At 71.5% G+C, this 22,722-nt stretch carries 20 protein-coding genes, 1 pseudogene and 1 riboswitch; of the genes and pseudogenes, 11 read left to right on the plus strand and 10 right to left on the minus strand.

The window, feature by feature from the left end; genetic code table 11:
• Nucleotides 1–51: 51 nt before the first annotated feature.
• Nucleotides 52–777: a transporter substrate-binding domain-containing protein gene (locus tag ACFW1I_RS12510; RefSeq protein WP_384669177.1), complete on the plus strand. Its 726-nt coding sequence runs from the start codon at nt 52–54 to the stop codon at nt 775–777.
• On the opposite strand, the gene ACFW1I_RS12515 is transcribed toward ACFW1I_RS12510, so the two are convergent.
• A complete protein-coding gene (locus ACFW1I_RS12515; RefSeq protein WP_384669178.1) occupies nt 778–1,767 on the minus strand; it encodes an NAD-dependent epimerase/dehydratase family protein in 990 nt (329 codons plus the stop codon).
• A gap of 340 nt (nt 1,768–2,107) precedes the next feature.
• On the opposite strand from ACFW1I_RS12515, the gene ACFW1I_RS12520 reads away from it, so the two are divergent.
• Nucleotides 2,108–2,866: a class I SAM-dependent methyltransferase gene (locus ACFW1I_RS12520; RefSeq protein ID WP_384669179.1), complete on the plus strand. Its 759-nt coding sequence runs from the start codon at nt 2,108–2,110 to the stop codon at nt 2,864–2,866.
• Nucleotides 2,867–2,948: 82 nt separating this feature from the next.
• A complete protein-coding gene (locus ACFW1I_RS12525) occupies nt 2,949–3,281 on the plus strand; it encodes a deoxyxylulose-5-phosphate synthase (protein WP_384669181.1) in 333 nt (110 codons plus the stop codon).
• A gap of 138 nt (nt 3,282–3,419) precedes the next feature.
• Here the strand turns inward: ACFW1I_RS12525 and groL are convergent, their stop codons facing one another.
• The 4 genes from groL to thrC form a co-directional block, all read right to left on the minus strand.
• On the minus strand, nt 3,420–5,042 hold the full coding sequence (gene groL, locus ACFW1I_RS12530) for a chaperonin GroEL (RefSeq protein ID WP_384669182.1): 1,623 nt from the start codon (nt 5,040–5,042) through the stop codon (nt 3,420–3,422).
• A gap of 365 nt (nt 5,043–5,407) precedes the next feature.
• Nucleotides 5,408–5,611: a cold-shock protein gene (locus tag ACFW1I_RS12535; protein ID WP_030498267.1), complete on the minus strand. Its 204-nt coding sequence runs from the start codon at nt 5,609–5,611 to the stop codon at nt 5,408–5,410.
• Nucleotides 5,612–6,025: 414 nt separating this feature from the next.
• Complete coding sequence (locus tag ACFW1I_RS12540; RefSeq protein ID WP_031012286.1) at nt 6,026–6,304, minus strand: MoaD/ThiS family protein; 279 nt, start codon at nt 6,302–6,304, stop codon at nt 6,026–6,028.
• Between the two features lie 18 nt (nt 6,305–6,322).
• Nucleotides 6,323–7,639 (minus strand): threonine synthase, encoded by a 1,317-nt coding sequence (gene thrC / locus ACFW1I_RS12545; RefSeq protein ID WP_384669185.1) that lies wholly within the window; start codon nt 7,637–7,639, stop codon nt 6,323–6,325.
• Nucleotides 7,640–7,656: 17 nt separating this feature from the next.
• Nucleotides 7,657–7,799: riboswitch (SAM riboswitch) on the minus strand.
• 121 nt (nt 7,800–7,920) lie between these two features.
• On the opposite strand from thrC, the gene ACFW1I_RS12550 reads away from it, so the two are divergent.
• The 3 genes from ACFW1I_RS12550 to ACFW1I_RS12560 all read left to right on the plus strand — a co-directional run bounded on the left by ACFW1I_RS12550 (nt 7,921) and on the right by ACFW1I_RS12560 (nt 12,319).
• Nucleotides 7,921–8,862 (plus strand): glucosyl-3-phosphoglycerate synthase, encoded by a 942-nt coding sequence (locus ACFW1I_RS12550; protein WP_384669211.1) that lies wholly within the window; start codon nt 7,921–7,923, stop codon nt 8,860–8,862.
• 93 nt (nt 8,863–8,955) lie between these two features.
• Nucleotides 8,956–10,779, plus strand: coding sequence for a hypothetical protein (locus ACFW1I_RS12555; protein WP_384669187.1), 1,824 nt, complete (start codon nt 8,956–8,958; stop codon nt 10,777–10,779).
• 94 nt (nt 10,780–10,873) lie between these two features.
• Complete coding sequence (locus ACFW1I_RS12560; protein ID WP_384669188.1) at nt 10,874–12,319, plus strand: trehalose-6-phosphate synthase; 1,446 nt, start codon at nt 10,874–10,876, stop codon at nt 12,317–12,319.
• Here ACFW1I_RS12560 and ACFW1I_RS12565 read toward each other — a convergent pair.
• Nucleotides 12,316–12,666 (minus strand): winged helix-turn-helix transcriptional regulator, encoded by a 351-nt coding sequence (locus tag ACFW1I_RS12565; RefSeq protein WP_384669189.1) that lies wholly within the window; start codon nt 12,664–12,666, stop codon nt 12,316–12,318. The genes ACFW1I_RS12560 and ACFW1I_RS12565 overlap by 4 nt on opposite strands.
• A 94-nt stretch (nt 12,667–12,760) precedes the next feature.
• Between ACFW1I_RS12565 and ACFW1I_RS12570 the strand changes: the two genes are divergently transcribed.
• Nucleotides 12,761–13,645 carry an NAD(P)-dependent oxidoreductase gene (locus tag ACFW1I_RS12570; RefSeq protein ID WP_384669190.1) on the plus strand — a complete coding sequence of 295 codons (885 nt, stop codon included), beginning with the start codon at nt 12,761–12,763 and terminating at the stop codon, nt 13,643–13,645.
• Between the two features lie 59 nt (nt 13,646–13,704).
• Here the strand turns inward: ACFW1I_RS12570 and ACFW1I_RS12575 are convergent, their stop codons facing one another.
• On the minus strand, nt 13,705–14,058 hold the full coding sequence (locus ACFW1I_RS12575; RefSeq protein ID WP_384669192.1) for a hypothetical protein: 354 nt from the start codon (nt 14,056–14,058) through the stop codon (nt 13,705–13,707).
• Nucleotides 14,059–14,074: 16 nt separating this feature from the next.
• Nucleotides 14,075–15,331, minus strand: coding sequence for a multiprotein-bridging factor 1 family protein (locus tag ACFW1I_RS12580; protein WP_384669193.1), 1,257 nt, complete (start codon nt 15,329–15,331; stop codon nt 14,075–14,077).
• Nucleotides 15,332–15,913: 582 nt separating this feature from the next.
• Here ACFW1I_RS12580 and tgmA point away from each other — a divergent pair.
• The 3 genes from tgmA to tgmC are packed head-to-tail and all read left to right on the plus strand — an operon-like array spanning nt 15,914 to nt 18,296.
• Entirely contained in the window at nt 15,914–16,171 is a 258-nt protein-coding gene (gene tgmA, locus ACFW1I_RS12585) for a putative ATP-grasp-modified RiPP (RefSeq protein WP_384669195.1), read from the plus strand.
• A complete protein-coding gene (tgmB, locus tag ACFW1I_RS12590) occupies nt 16,171–17,136 on the plus strand; it encodes an ATP-grasp ribosomal peptide maturase (RefSeq protein WP_384669196.1) in 966 nt (321 codons plus the stop codon). Before tgmA ends, tgmB begins: the two co-directional genes overlap by 1 nt.
• Complete coding sequence (gene tgmC / locus ACFW1I_RS12595; RefSeq protein ID WP_384669197.1) at nt 17,133–18,296, plus strand: ATP-grasp peptide maturase system methyltransferase; 1,164 nt, start codon at nt 17,133–17,135, stop codon at nt 18,294–18,296. The genes tgmB and tgmC overlap by 4 nt, the downstream gene beginning before the upstream one ends.
• Before the next feature lie 19 nt (nt 18,297–18,315).
• Here the strand turns inward: tgmC and ACFW1I_RS12600 are convergent, their stop codons facing one another.
• Entirely contained in the window at nt 18,316–18,825 is a 510-nt protein-coding gene (locus ACFW1I_RS12600) for an ArsR family transcriptional regulator (RefSeq protein ID WP_384669199.1), read from the minus strand.
• A 737-nt stretch (nt 18,826–19,562) separates the two neighbouring features.
• On the opposite strand from ACFW1I_RS12600, the pseudogene ACFW1I_RS12605 reads away from it, so the two are divergent.
• A pseudogene (locus ACFW1I_RS12605) lies at nt 19,563–21,764 on the plus strand (immune inhibitor A domain-containing protein); the annotation flags it as partial.
• Here ACFW1I_RS12605 and otsB read toward each other — a convergent pair.
• Nucleotides 21,728–22,687, minus strand: a complete 960-nt coding sequence (gene otsB, locus ACFW1I_RS12610) for a trehalose-phosphatase (protein WP_384669200.1) — start codon at nt 22,685–22,687, stop codon at nt 21,728–21,730. The pseudogene ACFW1I_RS12605 and the gene otsB sit on opposite strands and share 37 nt — an antisense overlap.
• Nucleotides 22,688–22,722: the final 35 nt, after the last annotated feature.

Here is a 22,722-nt window from a genome sequence, read left to right on the forward strand (position 1 = left end):
CTCTGCGGAATTCGGCCACACCCGGCCATTCCCCCCGTAGGCTCCGCAGTCATGACGACCACGCACCACGACATCGCCGCGATCGCCGCCGACCTCGCCCCCACCGGGATCCTGCGGGCCTCCATCAACCTCGGGAACCCGGTGCTCGCCCAGGGCACGCCGGAGGCGCCCGCCGGCATCACGGTCGACCTCGCCCGCGAGATCGGCCGGCGGCTCGGGCTCTCCGTGGAGACGGTCTGCTTCGACGCGGCGCGCAAGTCCTTCGAGGCGATGGCCGACGGCCGCGCCGACCTCTGCTTCCTCGCCGTGGACCCGGCCCGCGAGAAGGAGGTCGCGTTCACCGCCCCGTACGTCGTCATCGAGGGCGTCTACGCGGTCCCCCGCGACTCGCCGCTCACCAGCGTCGACGAGGTGGACACCCCCGGCGTCCGCGTCGGCGTCAAACAGGGCTCGGCGTACGACCTCCACCTCACCCGCGCCCTCGCCCACGCCACCGTCGTCCGGGGCGCGGAGGGCGTCGACACCTTCCGCACCCTCGACCTGGAGGCCGGCGCGGGCATCCGCCAGCCGATGGCCGCCTATGTCGCCGCCCACCCCGAAGTCCGCCTGATCGACGGCCGGTTCATGGAGATCCGGCAGGCGGTGGGCACCACGGCGGACCGGGCGCCGGAGACGGTCGCCTACCTCCGCTCCCTCGTCGAGGAGCTGAAGAGGAACGGCTTCGTCACCGACGCCCTGCGCCGCTCGGACCAGGACCCGGCCCTGGTCGCGCCCTGACTAGGCAGTCAACAGGGCCAGCAGTTCGGCCTCGCGCGCCGGGCTGAGGCCGGCCCGGCGCTCCCGGTCGAGCCCCTGCTCCCGCTCCCAGGCCAGCGTGTCGGCGATCGTCTCGGCGGAGGGCCGCTGCCGCAGCCCGGCGGCAGCGGCGGCAGCACCCGTGCGCGCCTGGAAGCCGGCCCAGTCCTCCGCCACGATCCACAGCGGCAGCGACTCGGGCCCCATGAACTCCTCGACCCCCTGCTCCAGCAGCCACGCCGACGCGGCCGGCACGACCGTCCCGGTGTGCCCCGCGGCCTCGCGCGAGAGCGCGATCCACTCACCCAGGTGCACGTTCCGGCCCACCGTGTCGAAGGTGCCCGCCAGCCCCTTCTCCGCCGAGTCGAGGATCCAGTCGACGAGGTCCCGCACGTCGATCACCCGCGTCGGCAGCATCGGCTCGTCCGGCACCAGCATCGGCGCCTCCGGCTCCCGCGCGGCCCGGGCCGCCCAGTATCCGGTCCGGCAACTGACGTCACCGGGCCCGCCGATGAGCCCCGCCCGCGCGATCAGCAGCCGGTCCCCGACGGCGGCGACCGACGCCAGCTCGCAGGCCGCCTTGGCCTCCCCGTACAGCTCCCGCCCGACCTCGGCCAGCTCGGTCGGCGGCAGGATCTCCGCGGACTCGTCCGCCCCGATCTCCGCCTGCGAGGCGTACACGTTCCCGGACGACACGTATGTCCAGTGCCGGGCCCGCCCGCCGAGCGCGTCGAGCGCCCCCCGGACGAACCCCGGCTGCCACGACACCTCGACCACGGCGTCCCACTCCCGGTCGAGCAGCCCGTCGTACGCCCCCGGCTCCCGCCGGTCCGCCACCACCAGCCGCGCCCCCGCGGCCACCTCCCCGCTCTCCCCCCGCGCCAGACACGTCACCGCGTGCCCCCGCGCCAACGCCCGCCGCGACACCTCGCGGCCCACCCAAGCCGTACCGCCCAGCACCAGAATCTCCATGCGCCCCAGTCGACCACCGAACGGCCCGCCGCGGGACAGCAGTTCGCCGTCGGCGCACGTAATGCGCCGACGGCGAACGAGAGGCCCCGCCGCTCCCCTCAGAACGGGTCACCACGCCCGTAAAACCCACCCCGTCGTCCCGCGCAATGCCCCCTCACACCCCCCTGAAGGCCCCTCCGCCGCGCCCCCGGGCCCCTCCCGGGGGACGGCTCCGCGACCGCGCCGAACGCCCCGCCCAGCCCCCTCGCAGCCCCTCCCCCGCCACCCCCAACACCCTCTCTGACCTGGGCATTTGACGCCCAACCCCCTACCCTGGAACTCACGTCGAGGGGAGATCCACATGGAGCAGACGGTGCCGAAGACGGACCGGAACATCCGCACGGTCGAGGACGTCCTGACCCTGCTGGACGGGCTGTTCGCGCCCGGTGCGGACCGGTGGACGGAGGGCGGCGCGGAGTGGTGGGACGGCTTCTACGCGGACCGGGAGCGGCCGGTGCCGTTCTTCGTCCCGAAGCCGGACGAGAACCTGGCGGCGTACGCGGAACGGGGCCTGCTCCAGGGCGGCGGACGCGCCCTCGACCTGGGCTGCGGCCCGGGCCGCAACGCCCTGTACCTCGCCTCGCTCGGCTACACGGTGGACGCGGTCGACCTCTCGGCGACGGCCATCGGCTGGGCGCAGGAACGTGCCCGGCAGAACGGCGTCGAGACCATCCGCTTCACCTGCGGCAACGCCTTCGCGCCCGGCACGGTCGAGGGCCCGTACGACCTCGTCTACGACTCCGGCTGCCTCCACCACCTGCCCCCGCACCGCCGCGTCAGCTACCTGGCCCTCCTCGACCGCGTCCTCGCCCCCGGCGGCCACTTCGCCCTGACGGCCTTCGCGGCGGGCGAGGGCGGCATGGGCTCGGAGCGCCCCGACGCCGACTTCTACCGCGCCGGCGCCCTGGAAGGCGGCCTCGCCTACACGGACACGGACCTCCGCACCCTCTTCGCCGACCACCTGACCCCGCTCGAACTCCGCCGCATGCACGACGAACCCGCCGACTCCCTGCGCTTCGGCAGGAGCTTCCTCTGGACGGGACTCTTCCGCCGCCCGTAGGAGAGAAGCGGCGGGTCCCCGTCCGACGGCGGGCGCGGAAATCGCGGGCGGGACCGCTCCGGCCGCCCCTACCCTGCCCCCCATGGGAGTCAACAGGTCCTCGTACGTGTGCCTGCCGTGCCGGGGCTCGTACAAGCAGGGGTACGAGCACGGGCCCGAGCACCGGTGTCCGCGCTGCGGCGAGCCGATGGTGGGGGTCGGCACCGCGTTCCAGCCGCCGAAGCGGCGGGACGACGAGGCGTGGCGGGTGCTCTCCGTGCTGCTGCACGCGGGGGTGCGGTTCCGCACCAGCTGCTGCCAGGGCTGCGGCCCCGGCTACCGGCCCCGCACCCTCGCCGAGGTGAAGGCCCGCGTCGCGTACGCCCGCCGCACCGGCGAACCGCTCGCCAAGGCGCTCGTCCGGCCGGTCGTCTGAGGGCCGTCACGCGCTGAGGGCCGTCACGTGCCGAGGGCCGGAACGTGCCGAGGGCCGGAACGCGCCGAGGGCGGCACCCCCTCGTGGGGAGTGCCGCCCTCGGTTCGCGTTCAGCGATGAACCACCGATCCCTGGGGATCAGAAGTCCATGTCACCGCCCGGCATGCCGCCGCCGGCCGGGCCCGCGGCCTTCTCCGGCTTGTCGGCGATGACGGCCTCGGTGGTGAGGAAGAGCGCGGCGATCGACGCGGCGTTCTGCAGCGCGGAGCGCGTCACCTTGGCCGGGTCGATGATGCCCTCGGCGACCAGGTCGACGTACTCGCCGGTCGCGGCGTTGAGGCCGTGACCCGGGGTCAGGTTGCGCACCTTCTCGACCACGACGCCGCCCTCAAGGCCGGCGTTGACCGCGATCTGCTTGATCGGGGCCTCCAGGGCGAGCTTGACGATCGCGGCACCGGTGGCCTCGTCGCCGTCCAGCTCCAGCTTCTCGAAGACGCTGGACGCCTGGAGCAGGGCCACGCCACCGCCGGCGACGATGCCCTCCTCGACGGCCGCCTTGGCGTTGCGCACGGCGTCCTCGATGCGGTGCTTGCGCTCCTTGAGCTCGACCTCGGTCGCGGCACCGGCCTTGATGACCGCCACGCCGCCGGCGAGCTTCGCGAGGCGCTCCTGGAGCTTCTCGCGGTCGTAGTCGGAGTCGCTGTTCTCGATCTCGGCGCGGATCTGGTTCACGCGGCCCGCGACCTGCTCGCTGTCACCGGCACCGTCGACGATGGTGGTCTCGTCCTTGGTGATGACGACCTTGCGGGCGCGGCCCAGCAGGTCGAGACCGGCCGACTCCAGCTTGAGGCCGACCTCCTCGGAGATGACCGTGCCGCCGGTGAGGATGGCGATGTCCTGGAGCATGGCCTTGCGGCGGTCGCCGAAGCCCGGGGCCTTGACGGCCACGGAGCGGAAGGTGCCCTTGATCTTGTTGACGATCAGGGTGGAGAGCGCCTCGCCCTCGACGTCCTCGGCGATGATCAGCAGCGGCTTGCCGGACTGCATGACCTTCTCGAGGAGCGGGATCAGGTCCTTCACGGACGAGACCTTGGAGTTGACGATGAGGATGTACGGGTCGTCGAGCGACGCCTCCATACGCTCCATGTCGGTGGCGAAGTACGCCGAGATGTAGCCCTTGTCGAAGCGCATGCCCTCGGTGAGCTCCAGCTCCAGACCGAAGGTCTGGGACTCCTCGACGGTGATGACGCCTTCCTTGCCGACCTTGTCCATCGCCTCGGCGATGAGCTCGCCGATCTGCGTGTCGGCGGCGGAGATGGAGGCGGTGGAGGCGATCTGCTCCTTCGTCTCGACCTCCTTCGCCTGGTCGAGCAGGGCGCCGGAGACGGCCTCGACGGCCTTCTCGATGCCGCGCTTGAGGGCCATCGGGTTGGCGCCGGCGGCGACGTTGCGGAGACCCTCGCGGACGAGCGCCTGGGCGAGGACGGTGGCGGTGGTCGTGCCGTCGCCGGCGACGTCGTCCGTCTTCTTGGCGACTTCCTTGACCAGCTCGGCGCCGATCTTCTCGTACGGGTCCTCGAGCTCGATCTCCTTGGCGATGGAGACACCGTCGTTGGTGATCGTGGGGGCGCCCCACTTCTTCTCGAGGACGACGTTACGGCCCTTGGGGCCGAGGGTGACCTTGACGGCGTCAGCGAGCTGGTTCATGCCGCGCTCGAGACCGCGCCGGGCCTCCTCGTCGAACGCGATGATCTTGGCCATGTGAAGTGGTCCTCCCGGACATGGGGTGGATAACGCTCCAGGACCGCGCCGACGCCCGCGACGGACGGCCTCCGCGTTCCGCGTGGTTCCTTGCCCCACCCGGGTCGGCGGCCTCGCCGTGCTCGGTCCTCGTAGCACTCTCACCTTCCGAGTGCTAACGCCAATGATTAGCACTCGACCCAGGAGAGTGCAAGCGCCTCGAAGAGGCTCCTATAGGGGTGGTGGCCGGGCGACGGGCGGGCGCAAGCGACTCTCGTGGATCGGGCACCTCCACGCCACCGGGTCCGGGAACGCGTGAGGGGCCCGCATCCCTGGGGATGCGGGCCCCTCGACGACGAGACGTCGGTGGCCGATCGCGCCGCGCCTCAGGCGGTCACCTTGACCATGTCCGCCTGCGGACCCTTCTGACCCTGCGAGATCTCGAACTCGACTCGCTGGCCCTCTTCGAGGCTGCGGTACCCATCCATCTGGATGGCGCTGTAGTGGACGAAAACATCCGCACCACCGTCGACCGCGATGAAGCCGTAGCCCTTCTCCGCGTTGAACCACTTGACGGTGCCCTGAGCCATGCCTAACTCCCCTATTACGTACTGGCCCTTGAGCGGACCCGCACTTCGCGGACCCGGGTCAGAACCTGCGCCGGAACGCGTCGACCGCCGCTGAATGTATCTGTCCAACTGCCCTCTGCAACAGGGCAATCGACCGGGAATTCTGAGGGGAGCGGAAAGGGGGATCAGGAAGAAATGCTGGAATTGCGGGGCAAGTCGGGCCGGGCGAAAGGCACATAAGGGGCAGACTGTGCGCGCTTTTCGGCCGCTTGTTGTCGCATTCTTGTCAGGTCCGAGCCCGCCCTCATATGCGTCCGGCATGAGCGGCGGAGGGGACTTCCCCAACTCTACCGCGCTCAACCATGCAGAATTGCCCCCTCCGCTTTCTCTCGCGGAAGGGGCAATTCTGTAGCGGAGGCTACCAACAGGTAACGGTCAGCAACCGCCGGCGACGGCCGGGATGATCGAGACGCCCGCGCCGTCCGGCGTGGCGGTCTCCAGGCCCTGCTCGAAGCGGACGTCGTCGTCGTTCACGTAGACGTTCACGAAGCGGCGCAGCTTGCCCTGGTCGTCGAGGACGCGGGCGGCGATGCCGGTGTGGTTCTTCTCCAGGTCGGCGATGACCTCGGCGAGGGTCGCGCCCTCGGCGGCGACCTCGGCCTGACCGCCGGTGTAGGTGCGGAGGATGGTGGGGATGCGGACGTTCACGGCCATGGTGGCTTCACGGACCTTTCAGTGGGCCAGGCCCGCGTCGCGGAACGCGTCCAGGCTCGGGCGGATGGTGGCGGTCGCCTGAGAGCTGTCGGCCACGGCGTCCAGGGTCTTGAGCCCGTCGCCGGTGTTGAGGACGACGGTGGTGAGGTTCGGGTCGATGACGCCGGCCTCGACGAGCTTGCGCGCCACGCCGACGGTCACGCCGCCCGCCGTCTCGGCGAAGATGCCCTCGGTCCGGGCCAGCAGCTTGATCGCGTCGACGACCTGCTCGTCGTTCACGTCCTCCACCGCGCCGCCGGTGCGGCGGGCGATGTCGAGGACGTACGGGCCGTCGGCCGGGTTGCCGATCGCGAGGGACTTGGCGATGGTGTTCGGCTTCTGGGGGCGGACCACGTCGTGGCCGGCCTTGAAGGCCGCCGACACCGGGGAGCAGCCCTCGGCCTGGGCGCCGAAGATCTTGTACGGCTTGTCCTCGACCAGGCCGAGCTTGATGAGCTCCTGCAGACCCTTGTCGATCTTGGTGAGCTGGGAGCCGGAGGCGATCGGGATGACCAGCTGGTCGGGGATGACCCAGCCGAGCTGCTCGCAGATCTCGTACGCGAGCGTCTTGGAGCCCTCGCCGTAGTACGGACGCAGGTTGACGTTGACGAAGCCCCAGCCCTCGCCGAGCGGGTCGCCGATGAGCTCGGAGCAGAAGCGGTTGACGTCGTCGTAGTTGCCCTCGATGGCGACCAGGTCACCGCCGTAGACACCGGCCATGACGACCTTGCCCTGCTCCAGGTCGTGCGGGATGAAGACGCAGGAGCGGAAGCCGGCGCGGGCGGCGGCGGCGCCGACGGCGCCGGCCAGGTTGCCGGTGGAGGAGCAGGAGAGGGTGGTGAAGCCGAAGGCGCGGGCGGCCTCGATGGCCTGGGCGACGACCCGGTCCTTGAAGGAGTGGGTCGGGTTGCCGGAGTCGTCCTTGACGTAGAGCTTGCCGGGGGCGACGCCGATCTCGCGGGCGAGGTTGTCGGCCTTGACGAGCGGGGTCCAGCCGGGGTTCAGGTTCGGCTTCTCGGCGACGTCGGCGGGGACGGGCAGCAGGGGCGCGTACCGCCAGATGTTCGCGGGGCCGGCCTCGATCCGCTTCCGCAGCTCCTCGGGGTCGCCGGCCGGCAGGTCGTAGGCCACTTCGAGCGGGCCGAAACACAGCTCACAGGCGAAGATCGGGCCGAGGGCGAAGACCTCGCCGCACTCGCGGCAGGAAAGTCCGGACGCGGGACCGAGGTCGACGGCGGGGGCGGGGGCGGCGTTGTCGGCAGCGGCGGTGGCGGGTGCGACGGTCTGTACAGCCATGGAGGCGAGGCCCTTTCTCCTCATCTTCCTCACGGCGCATTTCGCCATGAGACGGATTTGGCACCTTCCCTAGCCGGGGGCCTCGCTGGCGCAAGACAAACCGACTGGAGGGTTGCCGGGGCTTCAACGGGCCGTATCCCTCTGCCCCTCTGGATGAGCGGTATTCGATTGTGGGACGCGGGTGGGACCCCGACATGCATCGGGCCTCCGCGTTGTTCAAGACTGTAACCGAAGGCTTCGAAGGTGGAGACGGTCGTCCGATCCGCGAGATGGAGATCACGTTGCTGGAAGAAGTGGAGCGCTGGCTGACCCGGCGGTCCTGGTCCGTGTCCGACCGGCCCCTGGAGCGGGTGCTCGCCGCCAAGCGGGGGACGACGGTCAGCGTGGTGCTGCCCGCGCTGAACGAGGAGGCGACCGTCGGGGACATCGTCAGCGTGATCCGGCGCGAGCTGATGACCGAGGCGGTGCCGCTGGTGGACGAGCTGGTGGTGATCGACTCGGGCTCCACGGACCGCACGGCCGAGGTCGCGGCGGCGGCCGGCGCGCGGGTGGTCGCGCGGGACGACATACTCCCCCGGATCCCGGCCGTCCCGGGCAAGGGCGAGGTCCTGTGGCGCTCACTCATGGTGACGAGCGGGGACGTGGTCTGCTTCGTCGACGCGGACCTGCGGGACTTCTCGGCGGACTTCGTGACGGGGATCGTGGGCCCGCTGCTCACGGACCCGGACGTGGACTTCGTGAAGGCGATGTACGACCGCCCGTTCGGAGACACCCCTGGTCAGGGCGGACGCGTGACGGAACTGGTGGCGCGCCCGCTGCTCAATCTGCACTGGCCGCGGCTGGCCGGCTTCGTCCAGCCGCTGGGCGGCGAGTACGCGGCGCGCCGCTCGCTGCTCGAACGGCTCCCCTTCCCCGTCGGTTACGGAGTGGAGCTGGGCCTGCTCGTCGACGCGCTGCACACGGTGGGCCTGGACGCGCTCGCGCAGGTGGACGTGGGCGTGCGCAAGCACCGGCACCAGGACGGCCGGGCGCTGGGCCGGATGGCGGCGGCGATCTACCGGACGGCGCAGCTGCGGCTCTCCCGCGGCCATCTCGTACGCCCCCGGCTGACCCAGTTCGAGCGGGGGCCGGAGGGCTTCGAGCCGCGGACGTACGCGGTGGACACGGAGGAGCGCCCGCCGATGGCCGAGATCACGGAGTACGCGCAGCGGCGCGTGGCCTGACCGGGGCGGCGACGGGGCCGCGGTCGAGGAGCGAGCGCACCGCCGCGTGGCGTAACGCCCGTAGATGATGCGTTTTGCCTACATTGCCCTTTTATGCGCTTCGTACGATCTCACCCCGCCCGGGTGCTCGCGGCGGGCCTCCTCGCCGCGACCGCCCTCCCGCTGGCGGCGGCCGGACCGGCCGCCGCCGATGTCGTCGAACCCTTCGGGCAGCGGTACCAGGAGTCCCTGTACGGGGACTTCACCACCCTCGGCAACACCGTCATGGGCTGCCCGACCGCCCCCGCCGACCTGGCGGCCCGCTGCGCCGCCGCCACCAGGGGCGAGGGCGCCGACAACAACAACGCCTTCGTCATGCGGCGCCTCGACACCGACGGCACCGGCGGCGACCACGGCTCCAGCACCGGCCGGGTCCGGATCCCCGAGGGCGCGGAGGTGGCGTACGCCCGGCTCTCCTGGGGCGGCAACGACGGCACGTACCGGGGACCCAGCGGGGCGCCGCTGAACCGCTGCGACATCTCCGGCGCGGACGTCGAGCGCTCCCCCGGCGACCCGGCGACCACGGCCCCGCTGCTCACGGTCGGCGGGAAGCCGGCCGCGCCGGTCTCGATCGACAGCATGGTCGTCGACCCGGCCGACACCAGCGGGCCGCACTACTACACGGGCGAGTCCGACGTGACCGCCGCCTTCGCGGGCGTCTCGGGGACGGGCGCGCCGGTGGCGGTCGGCGTGGGCGGGGTGTGGGCGCCGAACGGCAAGGGCTGCGTCGCCGGCTGGTCCCTCACCGTCGTCCACCGCTTCCCGGGCCCCGACCCCGTGAAGGCCCCGGAGCGGCGCTCCGTGCACGTCTACGGCGGGCACGTGCTCCAGCGCTCGACCTCCCCGGCCACCACGATCACGGTGGACGGCTTCCACCGCTCCCCGGGGCAGGCGCGGGCGAGCGTGACGGCGTACGAGGGCGACTGGAACACGCCCGGCGACACGTTCCTCGTGGACGGGAAGAACGTCACCGAGGCCCACACGGGCAACGGCGACAACTTCTTCGTCAGCGAGGACGACGGCGCGGTCTCCCCCGACCTCACCGACAACCTGTCCATCGACGCGAAGGACTTCGACGTCCCGGAGGACGCGATCCCGGTCGGCGCGACCTCGGCGGAGCTGACCTTCGCCACCAAGGGCGACACCTACGTACCCTCCGGGCTCGCCTTCTCGGTGCCGGTGCCGGACCTGGAGGTGACCAAGACGGCGCACCCGCGCACGGTGAAGCCGGGCGACACCCTCACGTACACGATCACCGCGAAGAACGTCAGCGGGCTCGATTACCCGGACGCCTCCTTCGCCGACGACCTGACCGGCACCCTCGACGACGCCGCCTACGCGGGCGACGCGAGGGCGGACCTCGGGAAGCTCACGTACGAGAAACCGCGGATCCGCTGGAGCGGTGACATCCCGGCCGGGAAGACGGCCACCGTGACGTACTCGGTGACCGTGAAGGACCCGGCCACCGGGGACGGGAAGGTCCGCAACGCGGTCCAGGTGACCTCCCCGCGCTCCAACTGCGGCCAGGGCAGCGAGGACCCGGCGTGCGCGGTGGCCCCGGTGGTGGAGACGCCGACGGCGTCCCCGTCCCCGTCCCCGTCCTCCTCGTCACCGACGCCGACCCCGACGCCGTCGACACAGACGCAGACGCCGACACCGACGGCCGAGCCCACCGACCCGACCACCTCACCCTCCGCGACCACCGCCGTGGCGCCGGCCCCGGGGCCGGGTCCGGGCCACGGCACCGCGGGAGGCGGCGGCTCGATGGCCGAGACCGGCGGCAACGGGGAGCGGCTGTGGCTGCTCGGCGCGCTGGCGGTCGTCCTCGCGGCGACGGGTCTGGTGGCGAAGGCGGCGATGCGCGGCCGACGCAGCTGACGCGGGCTGACCTGCGACGCGACACAGCGTGGCCGGATCCACGCGTCTCGTATACGTACGTTTGAGCGTTTACGGGACGGGCTAGGTTCGCCACATGGTTTCCGTACTCGTGGCATCCAACCGGGGGCCCGTCTCGTACACGCTCGGTGACGACGGCACGCTCTCCTCCCGCAGGGGCGGGGGCGGCCTCGTCTCCGGCCTGAGCGCCGTGGACTCCCAGGACAGCCTCTGGGTGTGCGCGGCGCTCGGCGACGGCGACCGCGAGGCCGTCCGGCGCGGCGTCGCCGAGCCCGGGGTGCGGATGCTGGACATCGACCCGGAGGTGTACGCGGACGCGTACAACGGCATCGCGAACTCGATGCTCTGGTTCCTCCACCACCACCTGTACGACATCCCGCGCGAGCCCGTCTTCGACGCCGAGTTCCGCCGCCGCTGGGAGTCGTACCGCGCCTACAACCGCGCCTTCGCCGAGGCGCTGGCCGCCGAGGCCGGCGAGGGCGCGGCGGTCCTGGTGCAGGACTACCACCTGGCGCTGGTCCCCGGGATGCTCCGGGAGCTCCGCCCCGACCTCAGGATCGGCCACTTCACCCACACCCCGTGGGTGTCGTCCGAGTACCTGCGGATGGTGCCGGACGACATCACCGAGGAGCTGCTGTGGGGCATGCTCGGCGCGGACGAGCTCGGTTTCCACACCTGGGGATGGGCGTCGTACTTCATCGGCTGCTGCTCCCAGCGGGACGACTCCACCGGCATGGCGCAGGGCGTCTGGCCGAGCGGCGACCCCTGGTACGGGGTGGAGTGGCGGCGGTACGGCGTCGGGAAGGGCCGCACCCGGGTCCAGGTGTACGCGCTCGGCGTCGACGGCGACGACCTGCGGGCCCTCGCCCACCGCCCCCAGGTCGACGAGCGGCTGGCCCGCCTCCGCGAGGAGGTCGGGGACCGGAAGACCATCGTCCGCGTCGACCGCACCGAGCTCTCGAAGAACATCCTCCGCGGCCTGCTCGCCTACCGCGAACTGCTCACCACGCACCCCGAGTGGCGGGACAGGGTCGTCCACCTGGCCTCCGCCTACCCCTCCCGGCAGGACCTGGAGTCGTACCGCGCGTACACGGCCTCCGTCGTCGCGCTGGCCGAGGAGATCAACGCCGAGTTCGGCACCCCTGACTGGCAGCCGGTCCTGGTCTCCGTCGAGGACGACTTCACCCGCTCCCTCGCCGCCTACCGCATGGCCGACGTGGCCCTGGTGAACCCGGTCCGCGACGGCATGAACCTGGTCGCGAAGGAGATACCGGTGGTCTCCGACGCCGGCTGCGCCCTGGTCCTGTCGACCGGCGCCGGCGCCTACCAGGAGCTGCGCAAGGACGTCCTCGCCGTCCACCCGTACGACGTCTCCGCGACCGCCGAGGCCCTCCACCAGGCCCTGAGCATGCCCGAGGACGAACGCGCCGCGCGCACGGCCCGCCTGGCGGAGGCGGCCACCGCCCTGCCGCCCCAGCGCTGGTTCCTCGACCAGCTGGAGGCCCTCCGGAACCCGTCCTAGACCGTGTCTTCCCGCTCGCGCCGCTCACGGCCCCAGGCCGCGAGCGGTTCCAGGGCGTCGTTGAGCCGGATGCCGTCCTTGGTGAGCCCGTACTCGACCCGCGGCGGGACCTCCTCGTACGCGACGCGGCGGACGATCCCGTCCGCCTCCATCTCCCGCAGGTGCGAGGCGAGGACCTTCTCGGTGATGCCCGGCACCATCCGCCGCAGCTCCCCGAAGCGCCGCTCGGGCCCCTCGTGGAGCGCCCACAGGATGAGCACCTTCCACTTGCCGCCGATCACCTCCATGGCGGTGTCGATGCCACAGACGTGCCCGCCGTCCTCCTCGGGCCGGTTGACGGTCGCCATGTCCACCCTCCTGACCTGCTCGCTCACCTCAGGGTAACCACCCACTCCGAAGTGGGTACTTGAGCAGGTCAGAGCCCTGCCACAGCCTTGACCCATGACAGCGAACCCCCTCCCCAAGCCCCCCGTCACCCTCCTCGGCCTCGGCGCGATGGGCACCGCCCTCGCCCGCACCTGGCTCGCCGCCGGCCACCCGCTCACCGTCTGGAACCGCACCGCCGCCCGGGCCGGGGCGCTGACCGCGGAGGGCGCGGCGGCCGCCGCGACGGCAGCGGAGGCGGTCGCCGCGAGCCCCCTCGTGATCGTCTGCCTCCTGGACGACGCCTCGGTCGAGGCCGCGCTCGACGGCACCGACCTCACCGGCAAGGACGTCGTCAACCTGACCACCACGACCCCGGCCGAGGCCCGCGCCCGGGCCGCCTGGGCCGAGGCCCGCGGCGCCCGCTACCTGGACGGCGGCATCATGGCCGTCCCGCCGATGATCGGCGTCCCGGAGGCGGGCGGCTACGTCTTCTACAGCGGCGCGCAGGCCCTCTTCGACACCCACGCCCCGACCCTCGCCGTCCCCGCCGCCACCCGCTACGTGGGCACGGACCCCGGCCACGCGGCCCTCCACGACGTGGCCCTGCTCAGCGCCATGTACGGCATGTTCGCCGGCGCGGCCCACGCCTTCGCCCTGATCCGCAAGGAGGACATCGACCCGGCCTCCCTGGCCCCCCTCCTCACCGAGTGGCTCACGGCCATGGCGGCCCCCCACGTCACCCAGACCGCCGCCCAGCTGAACACCGGCGACTACACGACGGACGTGGTCAGCAACCTCGGCATGCAGACGGCCGGCACCCCCACCTTCCTCACCACCGCCGCCGACCAGGGCGTCAGCCCGGAGCTCCTCACCCCCTACTTCGCCCTGATGCGACGCCGCCTGGCGGAAGGCGACCCGTCGGAGGACCTGACGGGCGTGGTGGACCTGCTGCTCCGGTGATCCGACGCCGAACCGCCTCCGCCGGATCGCTCCGGGCGGAGGCGTCGTCGTTCCCGAGGTCAGACGGTCCGCTCGATACGCTCGAAGATGTCCGCGTCCGTCTCCCGCTGCCACGTCGGCAGCTCGGCCCAGTCCGCGACATACCCCGGCTTCGGGTCCTCGAAGTGCCGGAACATCTGGGCGGTCCAGCAGATCGCGACGAAACGGCCCTTCTGCTCGCGGGTGAGCCGCGCGGCATGCCCTCCGCTGACCGCGATGAAGTCCCGCACCTGCCCGCACACGGCGGCGGCGGCTTCGCGCTCCCATGTGGGCGTCTCGTCCCACGGCGTGATGTACCCGGGCTTCGGCTCGCCGGGGTAGTGCTTGTTCACCCCGGCGATCCATGCCTCGCGGAAGATCCGACCGTCACTCATGCGCGTGTCCCCTTCGTCATGCGGTACGCGGAAGCGCCGCGATTCGGTGATCCAGATCCGAGACTCGTCCATCGGCCATGAGCGGGGCAATATGCGCCCGGAGTCCGTCCAGTTTCCTGCCGATGTACCCCGAGTGAGACCGGCCTGCGAGCGCGACCGCCTGCTCCGCGTAGTGCACAACCTGGTCGACGTCACGCCGGTACGCCCCGAGGGCGGCGAGGTCGCTCAGGACGGCGGCGCGCCGGCGCAAAGACAGCGGCTGCGCGAGGGCGGCGGTGAGGGCGTCCTCGGCAAGGTCAGGGCGACCCAACTGGAGATAGCAGGCCCCTCGTTCCTCGGCGAGGCGGGAGCCGTCGAAGCGGAGCCAGCCCCCGTTGTGGGAGTGGGCGCCGTCCAGCGTGTGCACTTTGTCGGCCTCGTCGAGGGCCCGAGTGCAGGCGTCGAGGTCACCCATCGCCGCGTACGCCTGCGCCTGGACTGCTGCGACCCAGTGACGGGTGGAGAGCGTGCCGTCGCCCCGCAGGGCCACCCGGGACGCCGCCGCGAGAAGGGGCTGTGCGGCGGGCGGGCGCTGTGCGTACAGCTCGACGTAGGCGTGACGGGTCATGGCACAGGCCCACAGGTCGTGATCCCCGCCGGCATGAGCCGCTTGGGCAGCCAGCGTGTAGCACTGGGCGGCCTCGGTGTACCGGTCGGCGTCGAAGTAAAGCTCCCCGACGAGCTGGTAGAGACTGGCCGTCATCCGGCACAGCCGGACCCGGTCCGCTGACGTACGCGCCTCGGCCAGTCCCTTCGCCAGGACATCGAGCTGACCGCGGACCATGGGAAAGACGGACTGCTTGGCGTCCGACAGCACGTAGACCTGCCAGAGACCACGGTGCAGAGCATCCCCCGTCTCCAGGAGTGTGGCCGCGGTGCGCCCCCGGGGCGGTTCGCCGGAACCGGGCAGGGCGACCAACGCGCCCGTCACGGCGAGCAGACCCAGCATTTCGCGACGCTTCATGTCGTCATCATCACTGTGGAGGAGGGACGGGGGGTCGGGAAGGACGACGGTCTCGCCCGGGCTTCCCGCGAAGAGGAGCGCTTCCAGGTCGGCGAGGGTCACTCCCAACAGGTCGGCGATCCTGGGACGTTGATGCGGCCTCGGGGTGGCACGGCCGCTTTCCCAGCGGACCACGGTGGACGCGGCCACCGCGAGCGCTTCCGCGAACTCCTCCTGAGAGTAGCCCCGCGCCACGCGCCGTTCGGAAAGCCGCTCTCGCCTCGACGTCACCGGCATCTCCTCACGAGAACACCCATCCCCGCACCCTGGGGGCCAACGCCCGGAAAACGCCCGGGAACAGCGCGAAGTCCGCTCTGGGAGAAGGTAACGGATCGTCGTTCACTGGTCACACACCGCTCCGAGGGTCGGACCCTCGGATGGCCTCTCACCGAAAGGAGCGGAAGCGTGTCACCCTCCGAACCGTCGCACCGGACCCCCACCGTCACCGCCAGTCGTACGCACGTCCCGCCGGCACCCCGGCCCGGGGCTCCGAGCCGGGCCCTGCGCATGCGGGCCGCCGACGGCTGGGAGCGCTTCATGCGCCGCGTCGAGGCCCGACAGGAATCCGGGAGATGAACCCGGTAGGTCCCGACGGTCACGAGCAGCATCCACTCCTGAACACGCCCGTCCGCGACATCGCCTCTCGCGGGGAAGGCGTGCTCGTCGCCGTCACCCATGAACTGCACAGCCACGGCACGGTACGGCTCGCACACATCCGGCCTCCCTCCGGGATCGAGTGGACGACGGCAGCCGACAACATCCAACCCGTTCCCTCCTGAGGCAGACACCTCTCTCACGTTTCCGAGGAGTCCTATGACCAGCTCCGATTCGCTCGCCTCCACCCGTCCCTGGGGTGCCGCGCGACTCGCGCCCTACCCGACCGTCCTCCGCCGTCCCCACGCCACCGTCACCGTCGACCCCACCACGCAGCTCGGAGTGTTCCGCGACGGCGCCGGTCGGGTGGTTGAGATGGGCAAGCACGGCACCAGCTCCGGCACCGAGACCTCCACGACGACGAACTCGGACTCCCGGAACGACCAGGGGCACGACCAGGACAGCAGTCAGGACTGATGGCCGTGATCGAGAAGAGGCCGGTTCTGGTGGTCACCGAGCCGGACGACATCACCGCCGACATGGTGATCGGCGAGCTCAACCGGCGTGACGTGCCGGTGGTCCGGTTCGACCCCGCTGACATCGGAGGGGACCTCACGGTCTCGGCTCGGTTCGGCACGTGCCCGACCCCTGTGGCCGGGCACGTGCGCACCCCTTCGAGAACCGCCGACCTGACTTGTGTGCGGTCGGTGTACTGGCGCCGCCCGGTATGGCCGTCGTTCCCCCACCTGTCGCCGGACGACTCCCGTTTCGCGGCGGCTCAGGTCCGCTACGGGCTCGGAGGTACGCTCTACGCCTTGCATCGCCCGCTCTGGGTCAACCATCCGTTACGCATCGCCGCGGCCGACTACAAACCCGCGCAGCTCGCTCTCGCCCAGCAGCTCGGCTTCGCCGTCCCCCGCACCCTCGTCACCAACGACCCCGTCGAAGCACGTGAGTTCATCCGCCTTCAGGGCGACACGATCTCCAAGACGCTGCGGTGGACCCCCTACACGCGTAACGGCGTGCCGGTGACCGGATGGGCCGCCCCCGTCAGCCCTGACGAGATCGACGACGGTGTCCGAGTCACGCCCCACCTGTTCCAGGCGCGCGTGGACAAGGTCGCCGACCTCCGGGTCCTGATCGTGGGCCGGCGGACGTTCGCCGTACGCATCGACTCCGGAATGCTGGACTGGCGCAGGGACTACAGCGTCCTGACGTACTCCGTCGAGCGTCTCTCTCACTCCCTGGACAGCGCCCTGCGCGAATACCTGGACCGCCTGAACCTGGTGTCCGGAAGCTTCGACCTCGCGGTGGACCGGGCGGGAAACCACTGGTGGCTGGAGCTGAACCCCAACGGGCAGTGGGGATGGCTGGAGACGGAGACCGGCCTCCCGATGTCCGCCGCCTTCGCCGATCTGCTCATGGAAGGAAACTGCCGATGACCGACGCCGCGTCCGAACGGCGCCGCATGGCCGACCTGCTCACGGAGCGGGGGGTCTTGAGGTCGCGCTGGCTGCGCACGGCCGTGGAGGCCGTCCCCCGCGAACTCTTCCTCCACCCCGGGGTGTTCCTCGACGAGGGACGGGCCTGGAGGCCCGTCATAGCGCTCGACACCGCTCCGGACGAGTGGCTGAGGATCGCGTATCGACTCGACACCCTCACCACGCAGCTCAACGGCCGGCTCACCGCCGACCAGGCCGACGGACCGGTCACGGGCGTGCCGACATCCTCCTCCACCGACCCGGCCACCGTCGTCGCCATGATCGAGGCCCTGGACCTCACGGAGGACCACCGGGCCCTGGAGATCGGTACGGGCACCGGCTATTCCACGGCCCTGATGTGCCACTACCTCGGGGAGGACGGAGTCGCCACGGTCGAGGTCGACTCACAGGTGGCCGCCCGCGCCGATGCCGCCCTCGAAACCGCCGGCTTCTCGACATGGACCGTGACCGGTGATGGCCTCCTCGGCCACCCGCACCGGGCCCCGTACGACCGGGTCATCGCCACCTGCGCGGTCCGCCGCATCCCGTACTCATGGGTCCGGCAGACGAAGAGCGGGGGCGTCATCCTCGCGACGGTCGGTTCCTGGCCCTGGGGAACCGGCCTCGCGAAGCTCACCGTCGGCGACGACGGCACCGCCGAGGGCACGATCGTCGGCTGCTCCTCCTTCATGCAGGCGCGTGCCCAAGCGCTGCTCCCTGTGACGGGCGATCTCTCCGCCCGGACCGCTTATCCGGACAGCGATCGGGCCGCTCTGATCTCCCCGCTCATCCTGGAGGAGTGGATGCCCGCCTTCCTTGCTCAACTGGCGGTGCCGGGAGCCCAGTTCGTCCGAGCGACGAACGGAGACGGCTCACCCTTGCGGTTCCTGTTCGATCCGGAACGGGAGTCGTTCGCCGAGTTCATCACCGACGGCGATCAGTGGACCGTCCGGCAGGGCGGCCCGGTGGCACTCTGGGATGACGTCGAGCGGTCCCTCATCGCCTGGCAGGACGCCGGAGCACCGGAAATCGACTCCGTACGGCTCCGCGTGACACCCGCGTCCCACCGGTACTGGATCGACCGGGCGGTTTCCCTGCACTGGGAGCACCCGATCACCTGACCACCACGCGGGCCGGACTTCAGTCGTCGTCGCTGTCGTCGCCGCCGTCGATGACGGTGAGGCTGGGCGCCTGCCCGGTGTACGGGTCGGTGCTGTCGGCGGGGATGTTCTGGATGGCCCGGCCCTGGGCGGCGCCGTTGCCGTTGAAGACGAAGTCGGGGCGGAGGCGCCAGTCGCGGCCGTCGGGGTAGATGAAACCGGCCTCGGCGAGCTGCTTGAGGCTGCGCGAGACCGATGACTGGGACATGCCGACCAGCTCGGCGAACTTCGTCTGACTCTCCACCCGCACCAGGCCGTGATCCTTGCGGTTCTGGATGGCGCACATCTTGTGGAACAGCTTGTACGAAGCCGCGCTGAGATCGGCGTCTGCGAGAGCCAGGTGTGCCGCGTATCCCATGGTGGTGAACCCTCCTCCTCTGAACCAGAGGGCCACCGTGGCCGACACCGACGAGTGCACGGTGAGGTCGTTCACCTCGCCGGTCGACCGGTTGACGGTCTTGATCAGGGTGACCCTTCGACCTGCACGCACAGACTACCCCCACGGTTGAAAGGAGCCATCCAGAAATGAATGACCACTCTTCAAGTTTACCCAATTCTGGGTCACATTACCCACTTCTAGGTAGAACCGCTCGTGAAGCCGCAGGTCAGCGCCTCGCCCACCCCGCTCCGTCTTAAGCAGGTAAGGCCACGCTCCGCGCAGGCGCGCCCCCCGCCCACCCTCGCCGCGACGATCCCTCCGCCGCCGGGGGCCGAGGGCGGTGTCTTCGAGGGAAGCGTGGCCGGGGCCGGTGGGGGTTGCCGGGGGCCACGTGACGGACGACCGGTCGGCTCCCCCGCCGCCGTGGTTGCTTGGCCTGGGCCGAGGTCGAAACGGGCTGGGGGCGGTTGCGGCGGTCGGTCTCGGACGGACGGCGGCGCGGGCGGGCGCACGGGGCGCCGGTCCGTCGCGTACGGGCTCCGCCTCACCCCGTACCGCTCCCGCCGCGCCGCGACCCGGCCCCCACCACGGTCGGTGCGGGTTCCACCACCGGGCGGCTCGGAGCCGCGGCACGAAGAGCCGCATCGCCGCCGGCGCGCATTGCTCCGGTGATTCGGTTCCGTTAATCGGAGACGACCTCTCCTCCTGAGGGGGTCTCTCGTGTCAGACTCTGCGCGATCGTTCCCCCAGGCGATCCGTACACCCTCAACGGAACCACGCGAACCATGCGGCACACCCCCCGCATGTGAGCGAAGGGATCGCACCACGTGAAGAAGATTGTCGTGGGCATGACCCTCGGGTCTGCGCTCACCGCACTCCTCGCTGCGGGGCTCACCCCCGCCGCCGCGCAGGAAGCCGGGGACTCCGCTCCGTCCGGCAGCAGCGCGCACCGGTCGGACAACCGGCCCGGGCCGCTCACCAAGCAGCGCACCGAGCTGCGCGAGAAGGCGATCGACCTGGTCGCCAAGGGCAAGGCCAAGGCGAACGCCCGGGGCGTCGTCGAGGTCGCGCCCGGGAAGTTCGCCGAGACCGAGACCACCACCGCCGTGCGGCAGGAGAAGATCCTCACGATCCTCTCCGAGTTCGGCGACCAGGGCTCCGGCAAGCTCGGCACCGTCCCCGGCCCGCTGCACAACCAGATACCCCAGCCGGACCGGGCCACGGACAACTCCAACGCCTGGGCCCCCGACTTCGACAAGGCGTACTACGAGAACCTCTTCAACGGCTCCGGCGAGTCGATGAAGACGTACTACGAGAAGCTGTCGAACGGCGCCTACTCCGTCTCCAACGTCGTCGAGGACTGGGTCAAGGTCCCCGGCAACGCCTCCACCTACGGCGACAACGCCGTGGAGGACAACGGCGGTTCGTGGGCCTTCATCCAGGACACCGGCAACGCCTGGTGGGACGCGCAGATCGCGGCCGGGAAGTCGCCGGCCGAGATCGACGCGTACCTCGCCCAGTTCGACGTCTGGGACCGCAACGACTGGGACCACGACGGCAACTTCGACGAGGCCGACGGCTACATCGACCACTTCCAGGCCGTCCACGCCGGCATGGGCGAGGACGCCGGCGGCGGCGCCCAGGGCGAGGACGCCATCTGGTCGCACCGCTGGTACGTCAACGGCGACGACTACGGCCTGACCGGGCCCGAGGTCGCCGGTACGCAGAACAAGGCCGGCGGTGCCCGCATCGGCCAGTCCAAGTACTGGCTCGGCGACTACACCACCGAGGGCGAGAACGGCGGACTCGGCGTCTTCTGCCACGAGTTCGGCCACGACCTCGGCCTGCCGGACTACTACGACACCGACGGCGGCGAGAACTCCACCGCCTTCTGGACCCTGATGAGCTCCGGCTCCTGGCTCGGCCACGGCGCCGCCGCCGACGCCGGCATCGGCACCCACCCGGGTCTGATGGGCGCCGAGGAGAAGCTCTTCCTCGGCTGGCTCGACTACGTCGACGCGCCGCTCGGTGCCACCGGCAGCCACACCCTGAGCCCCGCCGCCCTCCAGGAGGCCGGCAAGGCGCAGGCGGTCCGCGTCGCGCTCCCGGACAAGGCCGCCAGCACCACCTACGCCACCCCGACCTCCGGCGCGCACGCCTGGTGGACCGGCTCGGCGGACGGCCTCAACCAGGCCCTCACCCGCTCCGTCCCGGCCGCCCCGCGCGTCACCGTGAAGGCGAGCGCCTGGTACGAGATCGAGGCGGACTTCGACTACCTCTTCGCCGAGTACTCCCTCGACGGCGGCGCCACCTGGGCCCGCGCCGGCGAGGCCGTCGACGGCTCCTCGGCCGGCCGGTGGACGACCCTGCGCTTCTCCTACGACGCCGCCGGTCAGCCCTCGCTCTTCCGCTTCCGCTACCAGACGGACGGCGGCGTGCACCTCGCCGGCGCCTTCCTGGACGACATCGCGCTGTCCAGCGGCGGTACGACCCTGGTCACGGACGACGTCGAGCAGGGTGCCAACGGCTGGACCGCGCAGGGCCGCTGGAAGGTCTCCACCGGCACCGAGTCCGCCACCTACCCGCAGTACTACCTGGTGGAGAACCGCGAGTACGTCGGCGCCGACGCGCTCCTCGCCGAGGGCCCGTACCAGTTCAGCAAGCCGCTGACCGCCCCCGACTGGGTCGAGTACTTCCGCTACCAGAACGGCATGCTCGTCTGGTACGTCGACCGGTCCTACGACGACAACAACGTCAGCAACCACCCCGGCGGCGGCTCGGCCATGGCCGTCGACGCCCGCCCGACGCCGTTCACGTACCCCAACGGCGCCGCGCCCAGCAACCGCCGCCAGCCCTTCGACGCCACCTTCGGCCTGGAGGCCACGGACGCCACCTGCCTCCACACCGAGGTCCTGGCCGGCAAGGGCAAGCAGCAGACCGTCCAGACCCTCGCCGCCTGCGCCCCGTCGGCGCCCGGCATCCCGGTCTTCGACGACACGGACCCGAACGCCTACTACGACACCTCGGCGCCGCAGGCCAGCGTCAAGGTCGCCGGACACGGCGTGAAGGTCACCGTCACCGGCGACGCCGGCGACGACCTGACGATCACCGTGGCCAACCCGGCCGCGCACTGATCGACCCGTACCGCCCTCGCCAGTTCCCCGAGGAACGCGACGACGCCGGCCGGGCCGTCCACCGCGAGGTCCGCGCGCTCGGCCAGCTCCGGGACCTCCGTCGAGCCGGAGCAGACGAGCAGCCCGGGCAGGCCGTCGCCGCGCAGCTTCTCCACGGCGGCGAAGGCCGGCAGGTCGCCCAGGTCGTCCCCGGCGTACAGCACGGACCCGGCGCCCTTCTCCCGTACGAACTCCGCCAGGGCGACGCCCTTGTCCATGCCCGGGGGCCGCAGCTCCAGGACGAGCCTGCCCGGCTCCAGGACGAGGCCGTGCGCGGCGGCCAGCCCGCCCAGCGGGTCCTTCAGGGCCTCGAAGGCGCCCTGCGGGTCCTGGGCGCGGCGGGTGTGGACGGCGACCGCGCGGCCCTTCTCCTCGATCCAGACGCCGGGCCAGGCGCCGTGCCGGTCGAGGAAGCCGGGGAGTTCGGCGCGGACGGTGGCGACCCCGGGGTGCGGGGCGGCGGCCGTGACGGTGCCGGTGGCGGCGTCCCAGCGTTCGGCGCCGTAGTGGCCGAGGACGGTGAGGTGGTCGAGGCCGGGGACCCCGGCGAGCCCGCCGTGGCGGACGGCGACCCCGGCGGGGCGGCCGGTGACGATGACGACGGCGGCCAGGTGGGGGGCGAGGGCGGCGAGCGCGGGGACGGCGCCGGGATGGGCGCGGGCCCGCTCGGGGTCGGGGACGATCTCGGCGAGCGTCCCGTCGAAGTCGAGGGCGACGACGGCCTCGGAGGGGCGCGCGAGGAGCGCGTCCAGGCCGTCGCGGCCGGCGGGTGTGGCCGGGTGCGGAAGGCTGCTGACCATACGGCCGACCCTACCGACGCCTTCGCCCGGCGTCA

Source organism: Streptomyces sp. NPDC058955, assembly GCF_042741435.1.
In the GTDB taxonomy this organism is placed as follows: Bacteria; Actinomycetota; Actinomycetes; order Streptomycetales; family Streptomycetaceae; genus Streptomyces.

Excerpts from the sequence above, each read along its gene's own strand:
- ACFW1I_RS12510 (WP_384669177.1), top strand. The coding sequence starts at position 52 with ATGACGACCACGCACCACGACATCGCCGCGATCGCCGCCGACCTCGCC.
- ACFW1I_RS12515 (WP_384669178.1), bottom strand. The coding sequence starts at position 1,767 with ATGGAGATTCTGGTGCTGGGCGGTACGGCTTGGGTGGGCCGCGAGGTG.
- ACFW1I_RS12520 (WP_384669179.1), top strand. The coding sequence starts at position 2,108 with ATGGAGCAGACGGTGCCGAAGACGGACCGGAACATCCGCACGGTCGAG.
- ACFW1I_RS12525 (WP_384669181.1), top strand. The coding sequence starts at position 2,949 with ATGGGAGTCAACAGGTCCTCGTACGTGTGCCTGCCGTGCCGGGGCTCG.
- groL (WP_384669182.1), bottom strand. The coding sequence starts at position 5,042 with ATGGCCAAGATCATCGCGTTCGACGAGGAGGCCCGGCGCGGTCTCGAG.
- ACFW1I_RS12535 (WP_030498267.1), bottom strand. The coding sequence starts at position 5,611 with ATGGCTCAGGGCACCGTCAAGTGGTTCAACGCGGAGAAGGGCTACGGC.
- ACFW1I_RS12540 (WP_031012286.1), bottom strand. The coding sequence starts at position 6,304 with ATGGCCGTGAACGTCCGCATCCCCACCATCCTCCGCACCTACACCGGC.
- thrC (WP_384669185.1), bottom strand. The coding sequence starts at position 7,639 with ATGGCTGTACAGACCGTCGCACCCGCCACCGCCGCTGCCGACAACGCC.
- ACFW1I_RS12555 (WP_384669187.1), top strand. The coding sequence starts at position 8,956 with ATGCGCTTCGTACGATCTCACCCCGCCCGGGTGCTCGCGGCGGGCCTC.
- ACFW1I_RS12560 (WP_384669188.1), top strand. The coding sequence starts at position 10,874 with ATGGTTTCCGTACTCGTGGCATCCAACCGGGGGCCCGTCTCGTACACG.
- ACFW1I_RS12565 (WP_384669189.1), bottom strand. The coding sequence starts at position 12,666 with ATGGCGACCGTCAACCGGCCCGAGGAGGACGGCGGGCACGTCTGTGGC.
- ACFW1I_RS12570 (WP_384669190.1), top strand. The coding sequence starts at position 12,761 with ATGACAGCGAACCCCCTCCCCAAGCCCCCCGTCACCCTCCTCGGCCTC.
- ACFW1I_RS12575 (WP_384669192.1), bottom strand. The coding sequence starts at position 14,058 with ATGAGTGACGGTCGGATCTTCCGCGAGGCATGGATCGCCGGGGTGAAC.
- tgmA (WP_384669195.1), top strand. The coding sequence starts at position 15,914 with ATGACCAGCTCCGATTCGCTCGCCTCCACCCGTCCCTGGGGTGCCGCG.
- tgmB (WP_384669196.1), top strand. The coding sequence starts at position 16,171 with ATGGCCGTGATCGAGAAGAGGCCGGTTCTGGTGGTCACCGAGCCGGAC.
- tgmC (WP_384669197.1), top strand. The coding sequence starts at position 17,133 with ATGACCGACGCCGCGTCCGAACGGCGCCGCATGGCCGACCTGCTCACG.
- otsB (WP_384669200.1), bottom strand. The coding sequence starts at position 22,687 with ATGGTCAGCAGCCTTCCGCACCCGGCCACACCCGCCGGCCGCGACGGC.